Raw genomic sequence first — 22,675 nt, forward strand, 5'->3', positions numbered from 1 at the left:
CCCTATCTGTTCAATTCGTTGACATCTGTCTATGGCAATCAAAAGCATTTCTTCCTCGCTGCTTACCCGGGTATTATCCGTTTACTTCGTGCTGACACTGATAGTAACTGCGGTGCAGATAGGGGCGGAGTATTTTGATACCAAGCGTGTATTGATTGCTGAACTTCAGAACCAACAAAGTACTTTCAATGGCTCACTTACGCGCTCGTTGTGGGAGTTCAATAGCAACCAAATTGATACCATTGCCGACGGCCTTATCAGCATTCCCGCCATAGCCGGTGTACTTATCCGCGACGACGCCGGAAATATCCTGGTACAGCTGGGTGAAACCACAGAAATGAGTGATTTACCGGACGATAATAGCGAAGGTATGTTACTTCCGGAGCGCGAAGGCATTTTCGGTTACTACGATTCATTAATCTTCGAGTTTTCCGGTCACTCCACCAAAGTCGGCGACGTCAGTCTGTTCTCGACGCGCGATATTGCGATTGACCGCATAAAAGTCAGCCTTGGCTTTATTATCGGTAATGCCATTATTAAAAGTACCTTCCTTATTGTGCTTTTTACCATTGCCTTTAACCGTATGTTAAGCCGCCCGTTAAGTGATTTAACTCAGCAAATTAAAGGGTTCCGGCTGGATAACCTGGAGCGTTCAAGAATTCGCCTGAACGACCAGCACAACAATGAGCTGGTATTAGTTGAACAGGCCTACAACCAGTTACTCGACAATATCGAAGAGTATCAGGCAGACCTGGACCGGACCCAAAAGAAACTCAAAGCTGCTAACCGCCAACTGGATGAACAAAACGCCATACTAGAGCAGGAAGTGGCACGCAAAACGTCGCGTTTAAGTCAGGTTATGCTGGACCTGGAGCAACGGAAAAACGAACTGGAAATGCGCCAGGAGAAACTGGAGCGCGAAGTCGGTCAACGCCGTGCCATTGAAAATACCTTACGTCAGTCGAACCAACGCTTAGAGTCTTCACTGAACCATTTACGGGAAACACAGCAGCAATTAATTGAATCAGAAAAAATGGCTTCATTGGGCGGTCTGGTGGCCGGTATTACTCACGACGTAAACACGCCCATTGGCATTAGTGTCACGGCCTCATCTTACTTACGGGAAAAGCTCGACACACTGGACCAGTCACTGCTTAATAAAGAGCTGACTCAGGCACAATTGAAGAAGTTTATTGAAGAAGGCCGTGAAAGCCTTAACTTACTGGACAATAACCTGCACCGCGCATCTGATCTTATCAGCAGCTTTAAGCAGGTGGCCGTCGATCAGGCATCTGACGCCATCCGCGATATTAACCTGAAAAGTTATATCGAAGATCTGGTCCAGTCATTACAGCCTCATTTGAAGAAAACCAACCATCAGGTGCAACTTGAATGCGCCGATGACATTTTTATACGTTGCCCAGCAGGGGCTTTATCACAGATATTCACTAACTTGATTCTTAACTCATTACGCCATGCTTTCGACGGCATCGATAACGGCGTTATGACCATTTCTATTAATCTCGATGGTGAAACACTTCAAGTGCGCTACTCAGATACCGGCAACGGCTTATCTCAGGACCAGCTCAGTCGTCTGTTTGACCCCTTCTTTACCACCAAACGGGACCAGGGTGGCAGCGGACTGGGTACGCATATTGTCAGAAACCTGGTAACCCAGACTCTGTCCGGCGAAATTAGAGCCGAGAGCGAACCCGGTGACGGTTTAAGCTATTTCTTTTCGTTTCCTGTACAGGTTTTAAACTGACAGACCTCCCTTAACGGGATACAATCCGCTGTTATCTTTCTTTACTATGTTGCGACAGGAACAGCTTATCTATGTGGTTTAAAAATCTTCGGTTTTACCAATTCAGCGAAACCTTTTCATTACCCGATGACTTCTCTGAACAGCTAGCGGAACACAGCTTTCACCCCTGTTCGCGCTCCGATCAGAGCTCATTCGGCTGGACTTCCCCTTTTGGTGCGGATAACGAAGTATTGACCCACAGCCTGGGTAACTGCTGGCTGCTTTGTGCAAAACGTGAAGAAAAAGTGCTGCCAAGCACAGTAGTCAACGCACAGCTGGATGAAAAAGTTCGCCAGATTAGTGAAGTGGAAGGCCGTTCGGTACCACGTAAAGAAAAACAGAATTTAAAAGAAGATTTAATTCACCAGCTTCTACCACAGGCGTTTAGCCGTTTTCGTCAAAGCTGGGGTTATATTGACCTCGACCGTCAAATTATTGCGATTGATGAATCTGCAGCCAACAAAGCCGAGGACTTTTTAGGGTTACTGCGCTCTTCTGTAGGCTCTTTACCTGTGCGTCCCGTAAGCCCCGGCGAAGCTGTTGAAACTTACCTGACTCACTGGCTGCAAAGCACAGACTTACCAAACCCTTTTGAGTTTGGTGACGAGGCCGAGCTGCGTTCACCTCAGGCCGATGGCGGCATCATTCGTTGTAAACAGGAAGACTTAACCCGCGAAGACATTCAGGCGCATTTAGCCGGCGGTAAGCAGGTGACTCGCTTAGGTTTGGTTTGGCAGGAAAACTTAGAGTTTATTATCGAGTCAGACATGGCTCTTAAACGAGTTAAGCCCACTGACCGTCTGCTTGACGCTAAAGATGATTTAGTGGACCCAAGCCCGGAAGAGAAAATTGATGCCGACTTTGCCTTAGTAAGCGCAGAAGCCGGACTTCTATTTGATGATTTAAAACGAGCCTTTGGTTAAGACAGTAGCTCCAGCATTTGGCGGTAGGATTCCTGAACCGATTCCTGCTGCCAAAAATCATCCGTTTTAATAACCCCTCGCATTTGATACTCAACAACGGTCACACTGTTTTTATTGGGTTTGCCATTACCGGTCAATAAGCTCGCTAAATGGACAATATCGCAGTAGTTCACCGTTATCGCATCGTCTAATTCCATCCGGCCTTTGTAAAAATGCAACGGCACCTGCACCAAGTTGGGCGTGAACTGCCAATAACGCAGAATATTACTGCCTAATGCAGAACTGAATTGAGTAATACATTCGTTAATAAACGACGGATTCGCGAAACTGTCTTCAAACTCGTTGGCCATACGCAAAATTGGGGCAACACCAATGCGTGAAATCATACCGGCTAACAAAGACACATCCTGATGTAACCGATGACCGATTCCCCGCCGTTGAAGATCCTGAGTAATAACGACCGAGGCCGCAGCAATCTCGCGACTTTCGTTAATAAACTGCTCAGAAAACATTTTTACGATGTCATTATCGGGTTTGAATACCTGTTCCATCGCCATTGCCAGTGCCAGAGTACGAATACGCCGCATGCCGATACGGGTCAACGCCTGCATCAAACTCTCAGCCTTATTTCTTCCGCCCAGATAAGCACTGTTTGCCAAACGAATCAGGCGGGCACTCAATACGGTATCTTGCTGGATAATATGACTAAGATCGTGCAGGTTACAATCTGGGTCCATGGTTGCGTTACGCACTTGCTCTGCTGTTTCAGGTAAGCCCGGAAGCTTGAGCTCATCGCGCTTAAGTCGCTCGTCAATTAGCAGATATAACGCATTTTGCGATGACATTTTAAGTCCTTATTATTATGGTTTTCTTGCTTCTCAAAAAGCTTGGAAGTAGATTAACAGAACTTGCCAACAACACAATTTATACAAAAGTCATATTATGAAAAAAACACTGTTTAGTTTAGCCCCACTGGCGCTGATTTTAATGGGCTGCAGCGAGCCTGAGCCAACCGATAAAAAATCAATTGAGAATTACGAATTAGTTGCTGAAGCTGAACAACGGCTTGATATTTATACACCTTATCAGCTCAAGACCGACTTATCGCACTTGTCAGACGACCAAAAGAAGATGGTGAGTTTACTCATAGATGCGTCGGAAATTATGGATAACCTATTCTGGCAGCAAGCTTTCCCCGGAAATAAAGAAAGCCTTTTAAGCAGTGTTGAAGGTGACGTACGTGAATTTACCGCAATTAACTACGGCCCCTGGGATCGCCTCAATAACAACAAACCTTTCTTGACCGGTTTTGAGGAAAAACCTGAAGGTGCGAATTTCTACCCGGCCGATATGAGTAAAACTGAATTTGAAAATGCAGACCTTGCTGACAAAGACAGTCTATACACGTTGTTGCGCCGTGATGAGCAAGATGAATTGATTACCGTACCCTATTCAGAAGCCTTTAAAGATTCATTAACCAGAGCTTCGGACATACTCCTTGAAGCCGCAGACCTGGCAGAGAGTCAGGCATTCGCGAAATATTTGCGCCTGCGCGCTGAGGCTTTTTTAAGTAATGAATACCAGCCGTCAGATATGGCCTGGATGGAAATGACCGATAACGATGTTGATGTGGTTATTGGCCCTATCGAAAACTACGAAGACCATCTGTACGGTTACAAAACCGCGTTTGAGTCTTATGTTTTGATAAAAGATAAAGCATGGAGCGAGCGCTTAGCGAAATACGCTGAGTATTTACCGCAATTACAGGAAGGCTTGCCCGTTGAGCCGGCTTATAAAGCAGAAATGCCGGGCGCCAATGCTCAGCTAAATGCCTACGACGCGGTTTACTATGCCGGTCACTCCAATGCAGGCAGTAAGACCATTGCCATAAACCTGCCTAACGACGAAGAAGTTCAGCTGGAAAAAGGCACTCGCCGCTTACAGCTGAAAAACGCCATGCAGGCTAAGTTCGATAAAATTCTGGTGCCTATTGCTGAGCAGTTAATTGTACCGGAGCAGCGTGAGAACATTACGTTTAATGCCTTTTTCGCGAACACCATGTTCCACGAAGTAGCACACGGCCTGGGTATTAAAAACACCCTGAATGACAAAGGCACCGTGCGTTCGGCATTGAAAGAGCACGCTTCTGCGCTGGAAGAAGGTAAAGCCGATATTCTGGGGCTTTACATGGTCACCCAGTTGTTTGAACAAGGCGTTTTAGCTGAAGGTGAGCTGGAAGACTATTACACCACCTTTATGGCCAGTATTTTCCGCTCGGTGCGCTTTGGTGCATCCAGTGCCCACGGCAAAGCCAACATGATTCGTTTCAACTACTTTGCCGATGAAGGCGCCTTCAAGCGCAATGAAAAAGGCCAATACGCCATTGATATGGACAAAATGCGTGCCGCCATGAACAGCCTTTCAGAAAAAATTCTGACCCTGCAAGGCGACGGCGACTACAACGGTGTGGCTGAACTGGTTGCAACCTTAGGCGTTGTCAGCCCACAGCTCAAAGCCGACCTCGACAAACTCGCCGACGCCGGCATCCCCGTTGACGTCACCTTCAAACAAGGCAAAGAAGTGCTGGGCCTATAGAGCGGGTGGAGGGATTGAACCACGAGCGCTGAGGTTTCAGGAGCTACTGCGGAGGACGCCCGTGAATACATCCCTGTAGGGCTTGGGCAGCGCCATCCATGGCGCTGCACACCTCCTCAGTAGCTCCCGAAACCATTGGGCGCACTCATGGTCCATTCCCCCCACACGACCGATGGTAGATAGGGCCGGTTGCTCACTTGTAAGCGTTACGAGTGAGCAACCGGCCCTCCTCCCAGCTTGGCTATTGCGCGGTCAATATATTCGGTATAGCATATATATGGACTATCGAATATATGGTGTTACCTGATGACGAAGGTTTTGTTTCTGTGTACGGCGAATTCTGCGCGGTCTTTGATGGCGGAGGCTATTTTTCGGCAGTTTGCTGGTGATGACTTTGAGGTTGCCAGTGCGGGTACTGAGCCAACACAACCTGAACCGGGTGCTTTAGCGGCATTAGAGCACTTGGGTGTTGAAACTGATGGGCTGCATTCAAAAGCACTTGCTGAAATTGATCTCAATCGCTTCGATTATGTGATAAGTCTCTGTAACCGCGCCCGCACAGAATGCCAAACTTTGTGCGGTGATCAGCATTTCATTGCCTGGGACTTTCCCGACCCGGTAACCAGCAAAAAAGCGGATGCATTTAAGAAAACGGCGCATGAATTAAGCGAGCGTATAAAGATGCTGTTGCTTATTTTACGCAAAAAAAGTGACCGTCCGCAGCTGTTTGATGAGCCGCATGAGTTCTTCAAAATTCTCGCTGACCCGTTGCGCCTGCAAATGATTTTAATGCTGCAACACCATGGCGAGTTATGTGTCTGCCAGTTTGTCGATGCCACCGGTATGTCACAACCCAAAGTGTCGCGGCATTTAGCACAGCTGCGCGAATACGGCTTGCTGGCCGACCGTAAAGATCAGCGCTGGGTGTACTATCGAATTAATCCCGCCCTACAGGACTGGATGGCAACTATCATTAAGACGACTGCGGACTATCATAAGTCGCTAATTCCCCAACAAGTTAAGGATGTCGATAATGGGTGTGTTTGAACGGTTTTTATCGGTTTGGGTCGCTCTGGCGATTATTGCCGGTACCTTACTGGGTAACTTATTCCCACCAGTGTTTGAAGTACTGTCAGGTATAGAGTTTGCGCAGGTTAACCTGATTATTGCGGTGTTGATATGGCTGATGATTTACCCGGTAATGGTGCAGGTCAACTTCGAGTCCATTACACAAATCGCTAAAGAGCCTAAAGGGCTTATTCTAACGGTCGTTATTAACTGGCTTATTAAGCCATTTACAATGGCTTTTGTGGGTTGGCTATTTTTTAAAGGTGTATTTGCTGATTTCATTCAGCCCGAAACTGCTAACGAGTACTTGGCCGGGGTCATTCTACTCGGTGTTGCGCCGTGTACGGCCATGGTGTTTATCTGGAGCCAACTGACCAAAGGCGATGCCAGCTATACGCTGGTACAGGTGTCGGTCAACGACGTCATTATGATTTTTGCCTTCGCCCCTATTGCTGCCCTGCTGCTGGGTATTACCGATATTATTGTGCCCTGGCAAACCTTACTGTTAAGTGTTGGCTTATACGTCGTGGCACCGCTTATTGCCGGGCTGTTAACGCGCCAGCGGCTAAAGAGCAAAGCAACATCGAAGCAGCAAAATGTCGAGTCCGCACTGCAAACCTTTGATGCCCGCATGAAGCCCTGGTCCATTGTCGGCTTACTGCTAACCGTAGTGCTGCTGTTTGGCTTTCAGGCAGAGGTGTTACTGACGCGTCCCTTAGACATTGCCATGATAGCAACCCCGTTGCTGATTCAAACCTACGGCATTTTTGCTATCACTTTTATTATTGCGTTGCTGATTAAGTTGCCTTATAGAATTGCGGCTCCGGCTTGCTTAATTGGTACCTCAAACTTTTTTGAGTTAGCAGTAGCTGTGGCTATTTCATTATTTGGTTTGCAGTCCGGCGCCGCGTTGGCCACTGTTGTGGGTGTGCTGGTAGAAGTACCGGTGATGCTCTCTTTAGTCTGGTTCGCGAATAAGACGAAACACTGGTTTACATCAAGTTAAAGGGGAATAATGAGCGCAAAAACCCTTTAGATACTGGAGGGGGAGTTTGTTGTCTTGTAAGCGTTATGAGTGTTGCGCCCCCTATGGTGGAGTGTCGAAGGCCAAGGATGGCCTTCGTCAAGCCCTCATGGATGAGCTTGTAGCGTCTCCGCCATAGCGGGCGCAATGCTCAAGCGAAACAGGACAGCAAACTCCCCCCCCCGAGCCCAAAAGCAGGCAGGTAAGAGATACACAAAAGGAGTCTTTTATGACTATTAAGGTTGGAATTAACGGTTTGGGTCGTATTGGCCGTCTCGCTTTGCGGGTGGCGTGGGAAAACCCTGAGCTGGAGGTTGTTCAGGTGAATGACCCGGGTGCTGATGCGGCTACTTTTGCGCACTTACTCAATTTTGACTCGGTGCACGGTCGCTGGGGCTATGAAGCTGAAGGTCTGGACGACGCCATTCAAATTAGTGGGAAACGCATTGCTTTCTCTCAGCACAAAACCATTGCCGACAACGACTGGAGTGGTTGTGATGTGGTTCTGGAAGCCTCCGGTAAGATGAAAACCGTGAAGGTGCTCAACGACTACCTGTCACAAGGCGTTAAACGAGTTGTCGTATCAGCCCCAGTCAAAGAGCCCGGCGCTTTGAATATTGTGATGGGCGTTAATGACCACCTTTACGATCCTGAAAAACATCAGATACTCACGGCAGCGTCCTGCACCACTAACTGTCTGGCTCCTGTGGTTAAAGTACTGCAGGACAAAATAGGTATTAAGCATGCGTCAATTACCACCATTCACGATTTGACCAACACCCAAAGCATTCTGGACGCGCCACACAAAGACTTGCGCCGTGCCCGTGCCTGCGGCATGAGCTTAATCCCGACGTCTACTGGTTCGGCAACGGCTATTGTCGAGATTTTCCCGGAGCTTAAGGACAAGATTGACGGCCACGCGGTGCGCGTACCCCTTGCCAATGCGTCGTTAACCGACTGTGTGTTCGAAGTCGAAAAGGCCACTTCGGTGGAAGAGATCAACGGCTGGATGAAAGAAGCCGCAGAAGGTGAACTTAAAGATATTCTGGGTTACGAAGAGCGCCCGTTAGTGTCAATAGATTACAAAACCGACCCGCGCTCAAGCATCATCGATGCGCTGTCGACCAAGGTCATTAACGGCACGCACGTTAAAATTTATGCCTGGTATGACAACGAGTGGGGTTATGCCAACCGCGCGGTTGAACTGGTCGAAAAGGTCGGATAATGCTAAGTAAGCTGTCGCCGGCAATACGCCAATATTTAATTGTTACCGGCAACTACTGGGCCTTTACCCTGACTGACGGCGCGCTGCGCATGCTGGTGGTGCTGCATTTCCACCAGTTGGGTTACAGTGCGCTGGAAGTGGCCATGTTGTTCCTGTTCTACGAGTTTTTCGGCATAGTCACTAACCTGTTTGGTGGCTGGCTGGGGGCCCGTTGGGGGCTCAATCGCACCATGAACATTGGGCTCGGCATACAAATTGTGGCACTCGCCATGCTGTTGGTGCCCAGTTCGATGCTCACTGTTATTTGGGTGATGGCCGCTCAGGCGCTGTCCGGTATTGCCAAAGATCTCAATAAAATGAGCGCCAAAAGCACCATTAAGCTACTGGTGCCGGACGACAAACAAGGCCAGCTGTATAAGTGGGTCGCCATACTCACTGGCTCAAAAAACACATTAAAAGGCGTTGGCTTTTTCCTGGGTGGCTTGTTGCTTACATTAATTGGCTTTCAGGGCGCAGTGCTTGCCATGGCAGTTATGCTCAGCCTGGTTTGGGTAGGCAGTTTGATCTTCCTGAAAAAAGAGTCTGGCAAAGCCAAGTTCAAACCTAAATTTAAAGACATTTTATCCAAAAGCCGTCCTATTAATATTCTATCGGGCGCGCGCTTTTTACTTTTTGGCGCCCGCGATGTCTGGTTTGTGGTGGCCTTACCGGTGTTCTTAGCCAGCCAGCTGGACTGGAGCCACTGGCAAGTGGGCAGCTTTTTGGCCTTGTGGGTTATTGGCTACGGTTTTGTGCAAAGCATTGCGCCTAAATTCACAAAAAATAGCAAGGACGTGCCCAAAACTCAGGCGGTGGTATGGAATGCACTACTGACGCTGAGTCCGCTTGCGTTAACCCTGGCGCTTTGGCAACACTTGCCGGTTACCCAAAGCATTATTATTGGCTTAGGGTTGTTCGGTATTCTGTTTGCCATTAATTCGTCGCTACACAGTTACCTTATTGTCTCTTACTCACGCGCCGACGGTGTGTCTTTGGACGTTGGTTTTTACTACATGGCCAATGCCGCAGGGCGTCTATTAGGCACCATTTTATCGGGCTGGGTGTATCAGCAATGGGGGCTGGTTGCTTGCCTAATGATATCAACGCTGCTATTGCTATTATCCACGGCTGCAATTAGCTTTTTGCCAGCCAGAGATTCGGTTAAGGAACCACAATGAAATATTTAGTGTTTTTAGGTACGGTACGCGATAGCACACCGCCCAAGCCAGCCAGGTTGGGCGAACGTGTAGCAAAGGCCTGCGTTAATTATCTGGAACAAAGCTTCGATAACGCAGAAGTCGAACTCATCGACCCTTTAGATTACTCATTTGATGATGTTTTTAAGCCACATTTTTCATACCATGAAAAAGACGTTCCCGAACAGTTAGACTCTCTGGCTAAAAAGATTGAAGCCGCCGATGCTTACGTTATGGTCAGCCCTGAGTACAACCACTCCATGAGTCCGGCTCTGGCAAACTTGCTGAATCATTTTGGTGCGTCTTTGTACTCCTATAAACCCAGTGCCATTGTGACTTACTCGGCCGGTCAGTGGGGTGGTGTTCGCGCTGCGGTTAACATGCGCACTTTCCTGTCAGAGTTAGGCTGCTTGCCAGTATCGGCTATGATCCACGTGCCTAAAGCACAAACCGTGTTTGAGGAAAATGGCAAGTTCAATCAGGAAGTTAAAGACACTGAACGCTGGATCCAATATTTTGGCCGAACTCTGAATCAGTTATTCTGGTGGGCCGAAGCCACACAAAAACAACGCGAAGCACTGAACCCGCACAAGCTGGTCAGCGACTTTAAAAGTGACCCGTCACAACGCAATGCACCAGACAGCGACCGAAAATAATTTTTCGGTTGTAGTTGGCACATTTTATGCTAAAATTCGCGCTCTTTTTTTGACCAGCCTCAAACCAGAAGGAGCCACCTACGTGCTGACGCGTATTACGCCACCCTAGCCGTCACTTCCCTGTCACAGGTGCGCAGTAGGCTGTTCACTGCTTTTCTGGCCATTCCGGCCGCTTTATGTTTGCTACTAAAATTTGGTGTCATTTAACTATGTTGAAGTCTATCCAGCAGAACTGGTTTTCTAATATACGTGGTGATTTGCTCTCAGGTATTGTCGTTGCTCTAGCGCTAATTCCTGAAGCTATCGCATTCTCTATTATCGCCGGTGTTGATCCGAAAATAGGCTTGTACGCTTCTTTCTGTATTGCCGTTGTTATCGCTTTTACGGGTGGCCGCCCGGGTATGATATCTGCCGCAACCGGCGCTATGGCCCTGCTAATGGTCACCCTGGTCAAAGATCACGGACTTCAGTACCTGCTAGCCGCCACTCTATTGACCGGCGTACTGCAAATAATTGCCGGCTACCTCAAACTTGGGGAGCTGATGCGCTTTGTTTCACGCTCGGTAGTCACGGGTTTCGTTAACGCGCTGGCCATTCTGATTTTTATGGCACAATTGCCAGAGCTGACCAATGTCACCTGGCACGTTTATGCAATGACCGCAGCAGGCCTCGCCATTATTTACGGTTTCCCCTACGTTCCGGTTATCGGTAAAATACTGCCCTCTCCGCTGGTTTGTATCGTGTCTTTAACCATAGTTGCCGTATTCTTAGGTCTGGATATTCGTACCGTGGGTGATATGGGCGAACTCCCGGACACTCTGCCGATATTCCTGTGGCCTGATGTTCCGTTAAACTTTGAAACCTTAGCGATAATTTTCCCTTACTCTGCAGCACTTGCGGTTGTTGGTATTCTTGAGTCACTAATGACAGCAACCATTGTTGACGACTTAACCGATACTTCCAGTGACAAAAACCGCGAGTGTAAAGGTCAGGGCATTGCGAACATTGGCTCTGGTTTACTCGGCGGTATGGCCGGTTGCGCTATGATTGGTCAGTCAATTATTAACGTAAAGTCCGGTGGCCGTACTCGACTCTCCACACTTGTCGCCGGTATATTCTTATTGGTCATGGTTTTAGTGCTGGATAAATTACTGGTGCAAATTCCAATGGCCGCACTAGTTGCGGTAATGATAATGGTCTCTATAGGTACCTTTAGCTGGAGCTCCATTAAGAACTTGAAGAAGCATCCACTGTCCACCAATATTGTCATGGTAACCACGGTTGCTGTCGTTGTCGCAACACATAACCTGGCTTATGGCGTTCTGGTTGGCGTGCTTCTGGCTGCTATGTTCTTTGCGAACAAAATTGGTCATTATCTTTACGTTAAATCAGACATCGATGCGGACGGCAATAAGCGTACCTACCGTGTCATTGGGCAGGTATTTTTCAGTTCATCTGAAAAGTTTCTTGCGGCATTTGATTTTAAGGAAGGGGTTGAGCAGATTGTCATTGACCTGAGTCATGCTCACTTCTGGGATATTACCGCCGTTGATGCGCTTGATCGGGCTGTAGTCAAATTTCGCCGTGAAGGTGCCGAAGTTGAAGTCATTGGGCTGAACGAAGCCAGTGCAACTATCGTTGACCGTTTTGGCGTACACGACAAGCCTGATGCCGTTGACAAGCTAATGGGCGGTCACTAATGGAAAAGGATTCAGTAATGAAACATGTTGTTGCTTGTATTGATGGTTCCGCGTCAACGCAGTCTGTCTGTGATTACGCCAGTTGGGCGGCGTTGCGTTTAAGTACGCCTCTGACACTCTTTCATGTTCTGGACGAAGCCCGCTACCCTACCGAACCGGATATGACCGGCAACATAGGTTTAGGCAGCAGGGAAGCCTTGCTTGAGCAATTAGCAGAACTGGACCAGCAACGCAGCAAGCTTGCTTTAGAGCAAGGTCACCACATGCTTGAAAGCGCAAAAGAAAGAGCGCTTCATGACGGTGTCGAACAGGTCAATCTGCGACAACGTCATGGTGATTTAGCCGAGTCTCTGTTAGAAATTGAAGACTCTATGCGACTACTGGTTATGGGTCTTCATGGCGAAGACACCTCTCGCACCAACCGCGTGGGTAGTCAGCTTGAAACTGTTGTACGAACCATGCATCGACCAATACTGGTTGCGCCTGAAGAGTTCACTGAACCGAAAAGTGTCATGCTGGCATTTGATGGCAGCGACTCTTCCCGAAAAGGCATTCGTCTTTTGGCTGAAAGCCCAATATTTCGTGGACTACCACTGCATTTGGTGATGGTGGGCGCTGACACTAATGACAACCATGCCGCCATTGAAGCGGCCGCCAACCACTTGCGAGAGTTAGGTCATGACGTGCATTTTGAAATACGCTCCGGAGAAGTTGAACCGACTCTGCACGCCTATCAAAAAGAGCATAATATTGATCTAATGGTAATGGGTGCCTATGGTCATTCGCGTATTCGTCAGTTTTTAGTTGGCAGTACCACAACCAGTTTGTTACAAACGACCAACTCTGCTTTATTGCTGCTGCGTTAATCGCAGACAAAATGATCTCAAGGAAAATGATATGACCCCAGACTGGGAAGAGTTTGATCTTGATGACCGCTTAATTGCGGTCCTTCGGGACGCACAACTGAACAAACCGGCAAAAGTACAGCAACAGAGCATTCCTGCAGCCCTCGATGGCAGAGACTTGCTTGTTAGTGCCCCGACAGGAACCGGCAAAACCTTAGCTTTCCTGTTACCGGCTCTGCAACATTTGCTGGACTTCCCACGTCAACAACCAGGTCCTGCCCGTATTCTGGTTCTTGCTCCAACTCGCGAGCTGGCTGAGCAGATTCATCAGCAGGCTCAACAGTTTGAAAGCAAGACGGGGCTGTCGTCCGTTGTGGTGACCGGCGGTATTAACTACGGTTCGCAACTGTCTCTGCTGGAAAAAACGCACGACATTCTGGTCGCCACACCCGGTCGCCTGATGGATTTGCTCGAAGCCGAGCAATACAACCTGGAAGACATAGAGTGGCTGATTATTGATGAAGCCGACCGCATGCTGGACATGGGTTTTGCTGCCACAGTAAAAGAAATGGCTCTGCAGGCACGCCACCGCCAACAGTCATTGCTGCTGTCTGCAACACTGAATAGCTCTGGTGTTATCAAGTTTTCGCGCGAGCTGCTGACTGAACCTGAATACATTGACGTTCAGCCACCAAAGCGTGAACGTGGTAAAATTGTTCAGTGGGTACACTTAGCGGATACCGATGAGCATAAACGCCAGCTTTTAATGAGCACACTGAAAGAACACCCGGGGCGGCAGTTTGTTTTCGTCAGAACACGTGAGCGGGTAGAGCTCATCGCCAACTTTTTACGCAGTCAGTTTGGTACCGGGCGCAAAATTGTCACCTTGCGGGGCGACATGCCGCAAAGTGATCGTCAGCGCATCATGAACGAGTTAAAACAGACCACAGATATCACGTTAGTAGCTACCGATATAGCCGCAAGAGGCCTGGACGTTGATGATATTACCGTGGTTGTTAACTACGACTTACCAAAACAAGCGGACGTCTATCTGCACAGAATTGGCCGCACCGCTCGCGGTGGGCAGAAAGGCATAGCCATTTCATTAGTGGAAGCGCACGATGCTTTATTACTGGGGCGTATTGAACGTTACTTAGACGCTAAGCTCGACAGAAGAACCATTCAGGGCTTGAAGCCTCAGTATAAGTTCCCGTCGACAGAAAAGGCTCGTTCTAAGAAGAAAGATAAAAAGAAAAAGGATGCAAAGAAAAAAGATACAAAGAAAAAGTCGCGTTAACGCGACTTTTTTCTTAGGTATTTTTCTCTCAAGTGATGCCAGGCAAAGTAAGCGATAACCCCGCTGGCATCCGCTAACCAGTCATAAACATCTGCGCCACGCCCCGGCGCATAAGCCTGAGCCAATTCAATCATTAAACCGTAGCAGGCTAAAAACAAAAGCGATAACCTGGCAGACAACGCAAAGGCCCGGTGGAACGTCAAAGCCAGAACGAAGAAGATCACAAAATGAACCAGCTTATCCATATAAGGGATACTCTGAGCTCCGGTACTAGGGAACTGCCACAGAAATAAAAAGGTGGTTATCGACAGCAGAACAAAAAACAGAACTCTTGCCAGCATAATTTACTTCTCTATTAAATTAAGGCTTATAAACCGATACGTTGCTATAGCCATTTTCGTGCAATAACAAAGCCTGCATCCGGCTCATAATGCCCTGATCACAATACAACAGGTATTCACGACTTTGATCCAATTCAGCAAATTGAGTGGCTAATTTAAAAAATGGTATCTCAATAACCTCTACATCTACCGACAAAGGCGCAGCTTCAATTTCTTCATCATTTCGAATATCTATGATGGTGGTATGACTTTTGAGTTCCGTGGTTGTATCCGGCAGCTCCAGTTCTTTATCAGTTTGAGTTGCTATATCCTGCATGCTGAGTACGTTTGACGCCTGCACCACTTGATCGATTAAATCTTTATTAAGCTTTGCTTCTTCGGCTTCGATAACCGCAGGAATAGCTTTAACCGTTGGCTTATTTGAAATAACCCCACAGTATTCGGGAATCGATTTTGCCAAAGGCTCGGTGCCAATACGCTTGGCTTCATCAACAATTTCTTGTTTGTCCTTGGTAATAAGAGGCCGTAAAACTAACGCACCCGTTGCCTGGTCAATAACCCGCAAATTAGCCAGAGTTTGACTGGAAACTTGCCCCATCGCCTCGCCGGTGACCAAAGCCTGAGCTTTGACATAGCGCGCAACTTTATCGGCAGCACGTAGCATTTGACGCTTCAATACCACGCCCATTTGTCCGTTTTCCACATTGGTAAGAATGTCATCAACAATGGGCGCAAAATCGACGCTGATGAACTTAATGGGATGCGAAGCGCTGTAACGCTTCCAGAGGTAATAGGCTATTTGACGCACGGCCACTTCATGAGCATCGCCGCCTAAATTAAAGAAGCAGAAGTGCGTTCGCGCACCGCGCCGGATAAACTCATAGGTTGCAACGCCTGAATCAAAACCGCCGCTAAGCAAGGACAATACAGTTTCCTGAGTAGGAATTGGAAAGCCACCTAAACCGTTAATACGCTCTCCAACCAGGTGCACGACCTTATTCGTAATTTGCAGTGCAATTTCAAGGTCGGGTTTAGAAAGGTTAACGGATGCGTCCGGAACGCGTTGCAGCAAATAGCCACCAATGTAACGCTCCAGCTGCTGCGAGTTAAATTCGTGATGCCCCTTACGTTTAACACGCATAGCAAAGGTTTTACCCGGCAGGCGCTGTAACCAGTGTTCGCCAACTAATTCCGCAATGGCATCAAAGTCGGTTAATGGCTGCTCGATAACCTCTGCAAACCAGGAAATGCCCGGCGTATTCTGTAAGACTTCTTTGATTTGATTACGTACTTCAGAATCATCGCCATCGGCTGAAACCTCAATTCGGTCCCACAGCCACTTTGCGTAAACCGAGTCATCTATTGGCGCCAGAATTTTACGCAGGTTATTGGTAAGTACTTTACCGTAACGCTTGCGTACAGAGCGGCTTTTAATGGTAATTTCGGCGTGCAGGCGAACAACAAACTTCATAGCAAAATCGTCAAGTCTTTAGGAAAGTGGGCAATTATACGTGTCCTGCCCGACAGAAACCAGCACTCAGTCAATAACATCAACCGGGTCAGACTCTGCCGCCTTACCCTGCATAACCGAAATTTCAACCCGGCGATTGCGCTTACGATTTTCTTCAGAATTGTTTGGTACTAATGGTTTAGTATCTGAGAAGCCCATGACAACCAAGCGGTCCTCACTAAAATCTTCAACTTTCAGCATTTCTTCAGCAACGGCCACCGCGCGTTTGCTGGAGAGATCCCAACGCGACGAGTAGATTTCTGAAACCAGACGTTCATTATCACTGTGCCCGGAAATGGTCACTTCGCCGGGAATATCTTTTAACGCCCCGGCAACCTGCTGAATGATAGGTCGGAACTGCGGCTGTAAGAATGCAGAGCCTTCAGGGAATGAGCCCTGCTCGCGAATACGAATAATGATTTGCTGACCATGCTGTTCCAGCTCTATGGTTCCGGCTTTAATTTCATTCTCTAGCTGCTGTTCAATGCGGCGCATAAGCTCTTTAGACACCTGAGTCATGGCCTCGGTGTTTTCAGATTCCGCTTCTTTTTGATCTTCTGCGCTGTCGGCTTCCTGACCACCACGTTCGGTTTGCTGACCGCCGGCAAAATCAGACTCGCCTTCCTGGAACTCCAGCATTTGCTGGGTCATTTCAACGGTTTGTTGCTGAATGGTTTCAATGGGGGTCGGCTCCGGACGGCCAGGCCGGAATTCCTGTGCAATGACACTGGTACCTTTAGGAATGTCTTTAACTTCAATTTTATTCTGTACACCTAAGGCGTACTTCATAGAACCGGCTATTTGCTTAAACTTTAATACGTCCATTTCGGAGAAAGCCAGCAAGAGCACGAAGAAGCACATGAGCAAAGTCATGAGATCGGCAAAGGTTGCCATCCACATAGGTAAGCCCGCCGGCGGGCAGTTGCAATCTTCTTCTTCTTCGTCTCTGACTTTCTCTGAGGCCATGACTACTCGTCCTCATCCTCATTACCAATACGCTTAGATTCAGCCAGGTAATTACGCAAAATACCTTCAATGACACGAGGGTTTTGACCGTCCTGAATACCTAAAATGGCATCCAGTATTAATTGTTGGTTCAGCTTTTCCTGTTCTGCGCGCAGCAGCAGTTTATTGGCAATAGGAATAGCAATAACGTTAGCCAGAAAAGCACCATAAAGCGTGGTTAACAAGGCAACGGCCATAGCCGGGCCTATGGCTTTAGGGTCGTCCATATTGGAAAGCATAGCGACCAAACCAATCAAGGTACCTATCATACCCATTGCCGGGGCGACATCACTGAGTATTTTAAATACGCGGGCACCTTCCTCGTGACGAGAAAAGCTCATTTTTATGTCTTTTGACAAGGTTTGGCGAACCACTTCAGCGTCATGGCCATCAACGAGCATGTCGACGCCTTTACGAAAGAACTTATTCGGAATTTCCGCCTCTTCCAATGCCAGGAAACCGCCTTTTCTCGCAGAGTCAGCCATTTCAACGGCAGTATCGATAAGCTCTTGTGGGTGTTCAATTTTAAAGAAAAAGGCCTTAACAACAACTTTCCCCGTCCCTAAAAACTGGCTTAACGAGAAGTTAGCTAAGGTTATAAATAATGAACCACCAAATACGATAAAGAACGAGCGAGTATCTAAAAACAGCCCTATGTCCCCACCCAGAATCATGGCGACCACAACAAAGCCGATGGCGCCGATAATTCCTATGAGCGTTGCTATATCCACTCAGCTTTCCTCCCCGATTTGCGTTTTCGCTTATGCTGCTGTGCTCATTCTTAAACAATAGCGCCGCTCTGACAAGCGACATCTGATCATCTTACACAGGAATAATGAGATCATCGGCTGACATTCGGGATTCTTTATCGGATAATTAACTTTCATTCTTGTAGCAATGCGGCTCAAAACAGATTTTAAGGCAGACTCAGCTATGGCAGAAGAACAGAAACAGCAATCCTTTGAACAGGCTCTGGAACAGTTAGAGCAACTGGTTAATGAACTGGAGCAAGGCGATCTACCCTTAGAACAGTCGCTGAAAAAGTTTGAGCAGGCCATTGCGCTGTCACGCTCCAGCCAGCAACAACTGCAGCAGGCTGAACAAAAAGTCACAACCCTGTTAGCCGAGCAACAACAATCAGGCAATGATGAAAGCGATGGAGAACTGATGTGACGATTAATTCGTTAACAGCAGACACAAGAAAGCAAGTCGACACATTTTTACAGCAGAAGCTCGAGCCCCTGACATTAAATAAGCGTTTGAGTCAGGCAATGCAGCATGGTGTTTTACTGGGTGGGAAGCGCATTCGCCCCTACCTGGTAATGACTGTTGCCGATATCTGCGGTGCTAACCAAAACGATGCCTTGCGTGCAGCAGCTGCTATTGAGTTAATTCACGCTTATTCATTAATTCATGACGACTTACCCGCCATGGATAACGACGATTTACGTCGCGGGCAACCGACTTGCCATATTGCGTACGATGAAGCGACAGCTATTCTCGCAGGTGATGCACTACAGACTCTGGCTTTTGAAATACTGACCGAGAGCAGCATGCAGGACATACCGGCTGATCGCCAACTGCAACTCGTTCATGTATTGGCGAAAGCCAGCGGTGCCCGGGGCATGTGTGCCGGTCAGGCAATTGATTTACAGGCAACGGCAAAGAACCTTACTGAAAGTGCACTGGAGCAAATGCATTTAAGTAAAACCGGTGCACTAATAACTGCAGCAGCCAGCATGGGCGTTTTATGTGGTAGCAGCGACGCCCAAAAGTGGCAAGAAAAATTCGAACAATTTGCGCGTTATTTGGGGCTGGCATTTCAAGTACAGGATGATATTCTCGATGTTGTAGGTAACACTGAAGCGCTGGGGAAACCCCAGGGTTCAGATGCCGCGTCTGAAAAATCCACATACGTGCGTTTGTTAGGTATTGAAGGCGCTCAACGCCGCTTACAAAACTTACACAATAAAGCGCTACAGTCATTAGGCGATATCCCTTACAATACCGACAAACTCGAACAATTTTCCGACTTGCTGTTAAAGCGGGACCACTAACTGAATGACTCAACAACATCCGTTACTCGATAAAATTAATTTACCCGCTGACTTGCGTCGCCTGTCGCGCACGCAATTACCTGACTTGTGTGCTGAAATTCGTCAGTTTTTACTGACATCGGTCAGTCAGAGCAGTGGCCACCTTGCGTCCGGTTTAGGTACGGTTGAGTTAACAGTCGCCCTGCACTACATCTACCACACTCCTGAAGACAAGCTGGTGTGGGATGTTGGCCATCAGGCTTATCCGCATAAAATACTGACCGGGCGTAAACAGCAGTTGCACAGTATTCGTCAGAAAGACGGGTTACACCCTTTTCCATGGCGGGAAGAAAGCGAATACGATGTCTTGTCAGTGGGCCACTCAAGCACGTCAATATCTGCTGCTTTAGGCCTGGCCGTGGCAGCACAACGCCAAAGTTTACGCCAGAAAGTGGTGTCTATTATTGGTGACGGAGCCATGACCGCAGGTATGGCGTTCGAAGCAATGAACCATGCTGGTGACATAAAACCCGACATGCTGGTGGTGTTAAACGACAACGATATGTCCATTTCTGAAAACGTCGGTGCTTTGAATCATCACTTTGCGCGTTTGTTATCCGGTCGTTTTTATACTTCATTACGCGAAGGCAGTAAAAAGTTACTCAGCCCTCTGCCACATATTCGTCATTTTGCCAGCCGCGCTGAAGAGCACATGAAAGGCATGATGGCACCGGGTACTATTTTTGAAGAGCTGGGCTTCAACTACATAGGTCCTATCGACGGTCATGATGTCGACACCCTGGTTGAAACTTTATCGAACATGCGCGATTTAAAAGGTCCGCAATTACTGCACATAGTGACGCAAAAAGGAAAAGGTTATAAACCAGCCGAGGAAGACCCCATTGGTTATCACGGCGTTCCTAAATTTGACCCGGCGGAATCCAGCTTGCCGAAAAAAGCGGCAGGCGTTCCCAGCTACTCTGAAATTTTTGGGCAATGGCTGTGTGATACCGCAAGTGGCGACCCGTCGCTAATGGCAGTAACTCCGGCAATGCGTGAAGGCTCCGGTATGGTTGAGTTTTCGCAGCGCTTCCCAAAACAGTATTTTGATGTGGCAATTGCTGAGCAACACAGCGTGACCTACGCCGCAGGTTTAGCCATTGCCGGAATGAAGCCAGTTGTTGCCATTTACTCTACCTTCTTGCAACGCGGTTACGACCAATTAATTCATGACGTGGCTTTGCAGAATTTAGACGTGCTGTTTGCCATAGACCGTGCCGGCATTGTCGGTGCCGACGGACCAACCCATCAGGGCGCTTTCGATTTAAGCTACCTTCGTTGTGTTCCAAACATGCTGGTTATGGCGCCCAGTAATGAACAAGAATGTCTGGATATGCTAACCACCGGCTACCAGCATAAAGGTCCGGCTGCCGTACGATACCCTCGTGGTGCAGGCGTTGGGCTGGAGTTACGTCAGGGGAAGGCTATAGAAATTGGTAAAGCGGTAACCGTTAAAAAGGGACAGGATGTCGCATTCTTAAACTTTGGCACCCTGTTGCCCGAAGTAGAAGAAGCCGCTTCAGCATTTAATGCTACCGTCATTGACATGCGTTTCGTAAAACCGCTGGACACCAACTGTGTGGACGAATTAATGAAAAGCCACTCAGTACTCGTTACGGTGGAAGAAAACGTTGTAGCAGGCGGTGCAGGCAGTGCAGTCAGTGAATACGTCTCGCAGCACAAAGCCTGTCCTCAGGTTCTCAATATTGGTTTGCCCGATGCGTTCATTAAACATGGCTCTCAAAGCGAGGTTCGCGAGGAAATTGGACTAGACGCGAAAGGCATCCAGAGCCAGGTGAGTAACTTCCTGAAAAAAGGTTAGAACAGACGGTTAGAGTGTCGGGTTTATTTAGCTGAGTAAACCCGATATCCACCATCCAAGGTGCAATAACGCCGCAGAGAAAATACCGGCGAGGACATCATCCATCATGATGCCGTTACCACCGTGCAGCTTTCTGTCAGCCCAGCCTATTGGACCGGGTTTCCAGATATCAAAAAGACGAAATAGGACAAAAGCGGCAATCAACCAAAAAGGTTCTGCCGGCAGCGCGAACATGGCTATGGCGTAGCCAACTATTTCATCCCAGACAATAGCAGGGTGATCGTGCTCTCCCATAGCCTTCGCCGTATACTGGCAGATCCAGATACCCGCAAGCGTCATCACCACCAGCGCGAGCAGATACTCCCACCAGCTAAGCTGAGCCATTAAGAAAACAACAGGGATACCAACAAGAGTACCAAAAGTACCGGGAGCTTTGGGCGCCAGACCCGAACCAAACCCCAGAGCCAGCCAATGTATTGGGTTAAACCATGAAAGCGATGTCTTTGACATTAGTACATAACCCTCTAGCCCTTTTCCCCGGAAAGCTCACCTTCCGCAAAATGATTAAAACTGTGGTAACCATCGGCCAGAGACCATTCCTCGCCCTGATAACGCAATTGAATACCCCCTTGTCCGCCATTAGCGACCCTGCCAATACAAACTGGTCGTGTTTTAAGGTGGGCTGTCAGGGTTTCCATACGTCCGCGATGCTCTTCTGGCAAGGTAAAGCAAAGCTCGTAATCGTCGCCAGCGGTTAGTGCCAAAGCTAATGCTTCATCCACTTTTAATGTTTCTGTTAGGGCTAAAGACAACGGCAGTTTATCTAATTCGAGTTGACCGACAGTTCCGGCTTCTGTCATTAAATGCCCCAAATCTGCAAGTAAGCCATCGGAAACATCAATACAGGAGCTGGCTATGCCACGTAACGTTTGTCCCAACGCAACTCTGGGCGTAGGAAAGTGCAACCGCTCTATCACTTGCTGTAAGTGCCGCCCTGTTGTGCTGACCTTGTCCTGAGTTACCTTCAGGCCTAAGCCTGCATCGCCCAGAGAGCCGCTAACGTAAATCCAGTCTCCTGCTTTGGCTCCGGAACGCGGTATTGCGCTTCCTGAAGGCAGCTGTCCATGCGCAGTTACGGTAATAGTGAGCGGCCCTCTGGTTGTATCGCCACCAATCAACTGACAGTCGTAGTAACTGCAAATTTCATCCAACCCACCACTAAACTCCTGCAGCCAGTCTTCATCAACGTTTGGCAGGGTTAATGCCAGGCTCACCCAACACGGCTGGGCACCCATTGCCGCTAAGTCACTTAGGTTAACAGCCACACTTTTATGACCAATTGCTCTTGGCGGTGTGGTTTTATCAAAATGTACGCCTTCTACCAAAGTGTCGGTAACAATGACGAGGTCATGCTCGGGCAGTGGACGGACAACGGCACCGTCATCTCCAATCCCCATAGCAACATCGCCCCGTTTTGCGGAGCGATGAGTAAAGTATTCATTGATTAGCGAAAATTCATCGCGGGGCAT

General features: G+C 48.2%; 21 protein-coding genes. 14 read left to right on the forward strand and 7 right to left on the reverse strand.

The window, feature by feature from the left end; translation table 11 throughout:
• The first annotated feature begins 31 nt into the window (after positions 1–31).
• On the forward strand, positions 32–1,765 hold the full coding sequence (locus BM359_RS06350) for a sensor histidine kinase (protein ID WP_054491246.1): 1,734 nt from the start codon (positions 32–34) through the stop codon (positions 1,763–1,765).
• Between the two features lie 71 nt (positions 1,766–1,836).
• A complete protein-coding gene (rdgC, locus tag BM359_RS06355) occupies positions 1,837–2,727 on the forward strand; it encodes a recombination-associated protein RdgC (protein WP_054491247.1) in 891 nt (296 codons plus the stop codon).
• On the opposite strand, the gene BM359_RS06360 is transcribed toward rdgC, so the two are convergent.
• Positions 2,724–3,572 (reverse strand): HDOD domain-containing protein, encoded by an 849-nt coding sequence (locus BM359_RS06360; RefSeq protein ID WP_054491248.1) that lies wholly within the window; start codon positions 3,570–3,572, stop codon positions 2,724–2,726. The two genes, rdgC and BM359_RS06360, sit on opposite strands and share 4 nt — an antisense overlap.
• 97 nt (positions 3,573–3,669) lie before the next feature.
• On the opposite strand from BM359_RS06360, the gene BM359_RS06365 reads away from it, so the two are divergent.
• The 9 genes from BM359_RS06365 to srmB all read left to right on the forward strand — a co-directional run bounded on the left by BM359_RS06365 (position 3,670) and on the right by srmB (position 14,372).
• Positions 3,670–5,322 (forward strand): dipeptidyl-peptidase 3 family protein, encoded by a 1,653-nt coding sequence (locus BM359_RS06365; protein WP_054491249.1) that lies wholly within the window; start codon positions 3,670–3,672, stop codon positions 5,320–5,322.
• Positions 5,323–5,628: 306 nt separating this feature from the next.
• Positions 5,629–6,369 carry a metalloregulator ArsR/SmtB family transcription factor gene (locus tag BM359_RS06370; RefSeq protein ID WP_054489406.1) on the forward strand — a complete coding sequence of 247 codons (741 nt, stop codon included), beginning with the start codon at positions 5,629–5,631 and terminating at the stop codon, positions 6,367–6,369.
• Positions 6,356–7,396, forward strand: coding sequence for an ACR3 family arsenite efflux transporter (gene arsB, locus BM359_RS06375; RefSeq protein WP_054489408.1), 1,041 nt, complete (start codon positions 6,356–6,358; stop codon positions 7,394–7,396). Before BM359_RS06370 ends, arsB begins: the two co-directional genes overlap by 14 nt.
• A gap of 247 nt (positions 7,397–7,643) precedes the next feature.
• The gene (locus BM359_RS06380) at positions 7,644–8,639 is read left to right on the forward strand and encodes an ArsJ-associated glyceraldehyde-3-phosphate dehydrogenase (RefSeq protein WP_054489410.1); all 996 of its coding nucleotides are present in this window, start codon (positions 7,644–7,646) and stop codon (positions 8,637–8,639) included.
• Positions 8,639–9,856, forward strand: coding sequence for an organoarsenical effux MFS transporter ArsJ (arsJ, locus tag BM359_RS06385; RefSeq protein WP_054489412.1), 1,218 nt, complete (start codon positions 8,639–8,641; stop codon positions 9,854–9,856). The genes BM359_RS06380 and arsJ overlap by 1 nt, the downstream gene beginning before the upstream one ends.
• A complete protein-coding gene (locus BM359_RS06390; protein ID WP_054489415.1) occupies positions 9,853–10,530 on the forward strand; it encodes an NADPH-dependent FMN reductase in 678 nt (225 codons plus the stop codon). Before arsJ ends, BM359_RS06390 begins: the two co-directional genes overlap by 4 nt.
• 209 nt (positions 10,531–10,739) lie before the next feature.
• Positions 10,740–12,230: a SulP family inorganic anion transporter gene (locus BM359_RS06395; protein WP_054489417.1), complete on the forward strand. Its 1,491-nt coding sequence runs from the start codon at positions 10,740–10,742 to the stop codon at positions 12,228–12,230.
• A gap of 17 nt (positions 12,231–12,247) precedes the next feature.
• Positions 12,248–13,096, forward strand: coding sequence for a universal stress protein (locus BM359_RS06400; RefSeq protein WP_054489419.1), 849 nt, complete (start codon positions 12,248–12,250; stop codon positions 13,094–13,096).
• Between the two features lie 31 nt (positions 13,097–13,127).
• Positions 13,128–14,372 carry an ATP-dependent RNA helicase SrmB gene (srmB, locus tag BM359_RS06405; protein WP_054489421.1) on the forward strand — a complete coding sequence of 415 codons (1,245 nt, stop codon included), beginning with the start codon at positions 13,128–13,130 and terminating at the stop codon, positions 14,370–14,372.
• On the opposite strand, the gene BM359_RS06410 is transcribed toward srmB, so the two are convergent.
• From BM359_RS06410 to pomA, 4 genes are all read right to left on the reverse strand, one after another.
• On the reverse strand, positions 14,369–14,713 hold the full coding sequence (locus BM359_RS06410) for a VanZ family protein (protein WP_054489423.1): 345 nt from the start codon (positions 14,711–14,713) through the stop codon (positions 14,369–14,371). The genes srmB and BM359_RS06410 overlap by 4 nt on opposite strands.
• A 19-nt stretch (positions 14,714–14,732) precedes the next feature.
• Positions 14,733–16,184: a tRNA uracil 4-sulfurtransferase ThiI gene (gene thiI, locus BM359_RS06415; protein WP_054489425.1), complete on the reverse strand. Its 1,452-nt coding sequence runs from the start codon at positions 16,182–16,184 to the stop codon at positions 14,733–14,735.
• Positions 16,185–16,250: 66 nt separating this feature from the next.
• The gene (locus BM359_RS06420; protein WP_054489427.1) at positions 16,251–17,189 is read right to left on the reverse strand and encodes a flagellar motor protein MotB; all 939 of its coding nucleotides are present in this window, start codon (positions 17,187–17,189) and stop codon (positions 16,251–16,253) included.
• A 2-nt stretch (positions 17,190–17,191) separates the two neighbouring features.
• Entirely contained in the window at positions 17,192–17,959 is a 768-nt protein-coding gene (pomA, locus tag BM359_RS06425) for a flagellar motor protein PomA (protein ID WP_054489430.1), read from the reverse strand.
• Positions 17,960–18,161: 202 nt separating this feature from the next.
• Between pomA and BM359_RS06430 the strand changes: the two genes are divergently transcribed.
• From BM359_RS06430 to dxs, 3 genes are read left to right on the forward strand one after another with little or no spacing between them, the layout of a single operon-like run.
• The gene (locus BM359_RS06430) at positions 18,162–18,401 is read left to right on the forward strand and encodes an exodeoxyribonuclease VII small subunit (RefSeq protein WP_054489432.1); all 240 of its coding nucleotides are present in this window, start codon (positions 18,162–18,164) and stop codon (positions 18,399–18,401) included.
• On the forward strand, positions 18,398–19,285 hold the full coding sequence (locus BM359_RS06435; RefSeq protein ID WP_054489434.1) for a polyprenyl synthetase family protein: 888 nt from the start codon (positions 18,398–18,400) through the stop codon (positions 19,283–19,285). The genes BM359_RS06430 and BM359_RS06435 overlap by 4 nt, the downstream gene beginning before the upstream one ends.
• A 4-nt stretch (positions 19,286–19,289) precedes the next feature.
• On the forward strand, positions 19,290–21,146 hold the full coding sequence (gene dxs, locus BM359_RS06440) for a 1-deoxy-D-xylulose-5-phosphate synthase (RefSeq protein WP_054489436.1): 1,857 nt from the start codon (positions 19,290–19,292) through the stop codon (positions 21,144–21,146).
• Between the two features lie 27 nt (positions 21,147–21,173).
• On the opposite strand, the gene BM359_RS06445 is transcribed toward dxs, so the two are convergent.
• Both BM359_RS06445 and thiL read right to left on the reverse strand, forming a co-directional pair.
• Positions 21,174–21,656: a phosphatidylglycerophosphatase A family protein gene (locus BM359_RS06445; RefSeq protein ID WP_054489438.1), complete on the reverse strand. Its 483-nt coding sequence runs from the start codon at positions 21,654–21,656 to the stop codon at positions 21,174–21,176.
• A gap of 14 nt (positions 21,657–21,670) precedes the next feature.
• Positions 21,671–22,675, reverse strand: coding sequence for a thiamine-phosphate kinase (gene thiL, locus BM359_RS06450; RefSeq protein ID WP_054489440.1), 1,005 nt, complete (start codon positions 22,673–22,675; stop codon positions 21,671–21,673).

Source organism: Idiomarina abyssalis (assembly GCF_900116625.1).
In the GTDB taxonomy this organism is placed as follows: Bacteria; Pseudomonadota; Gammaproteobacteria; order Enterobacterales; family Alteromonadaceae; genus Idiomarina; species Idiomarina abyssalis.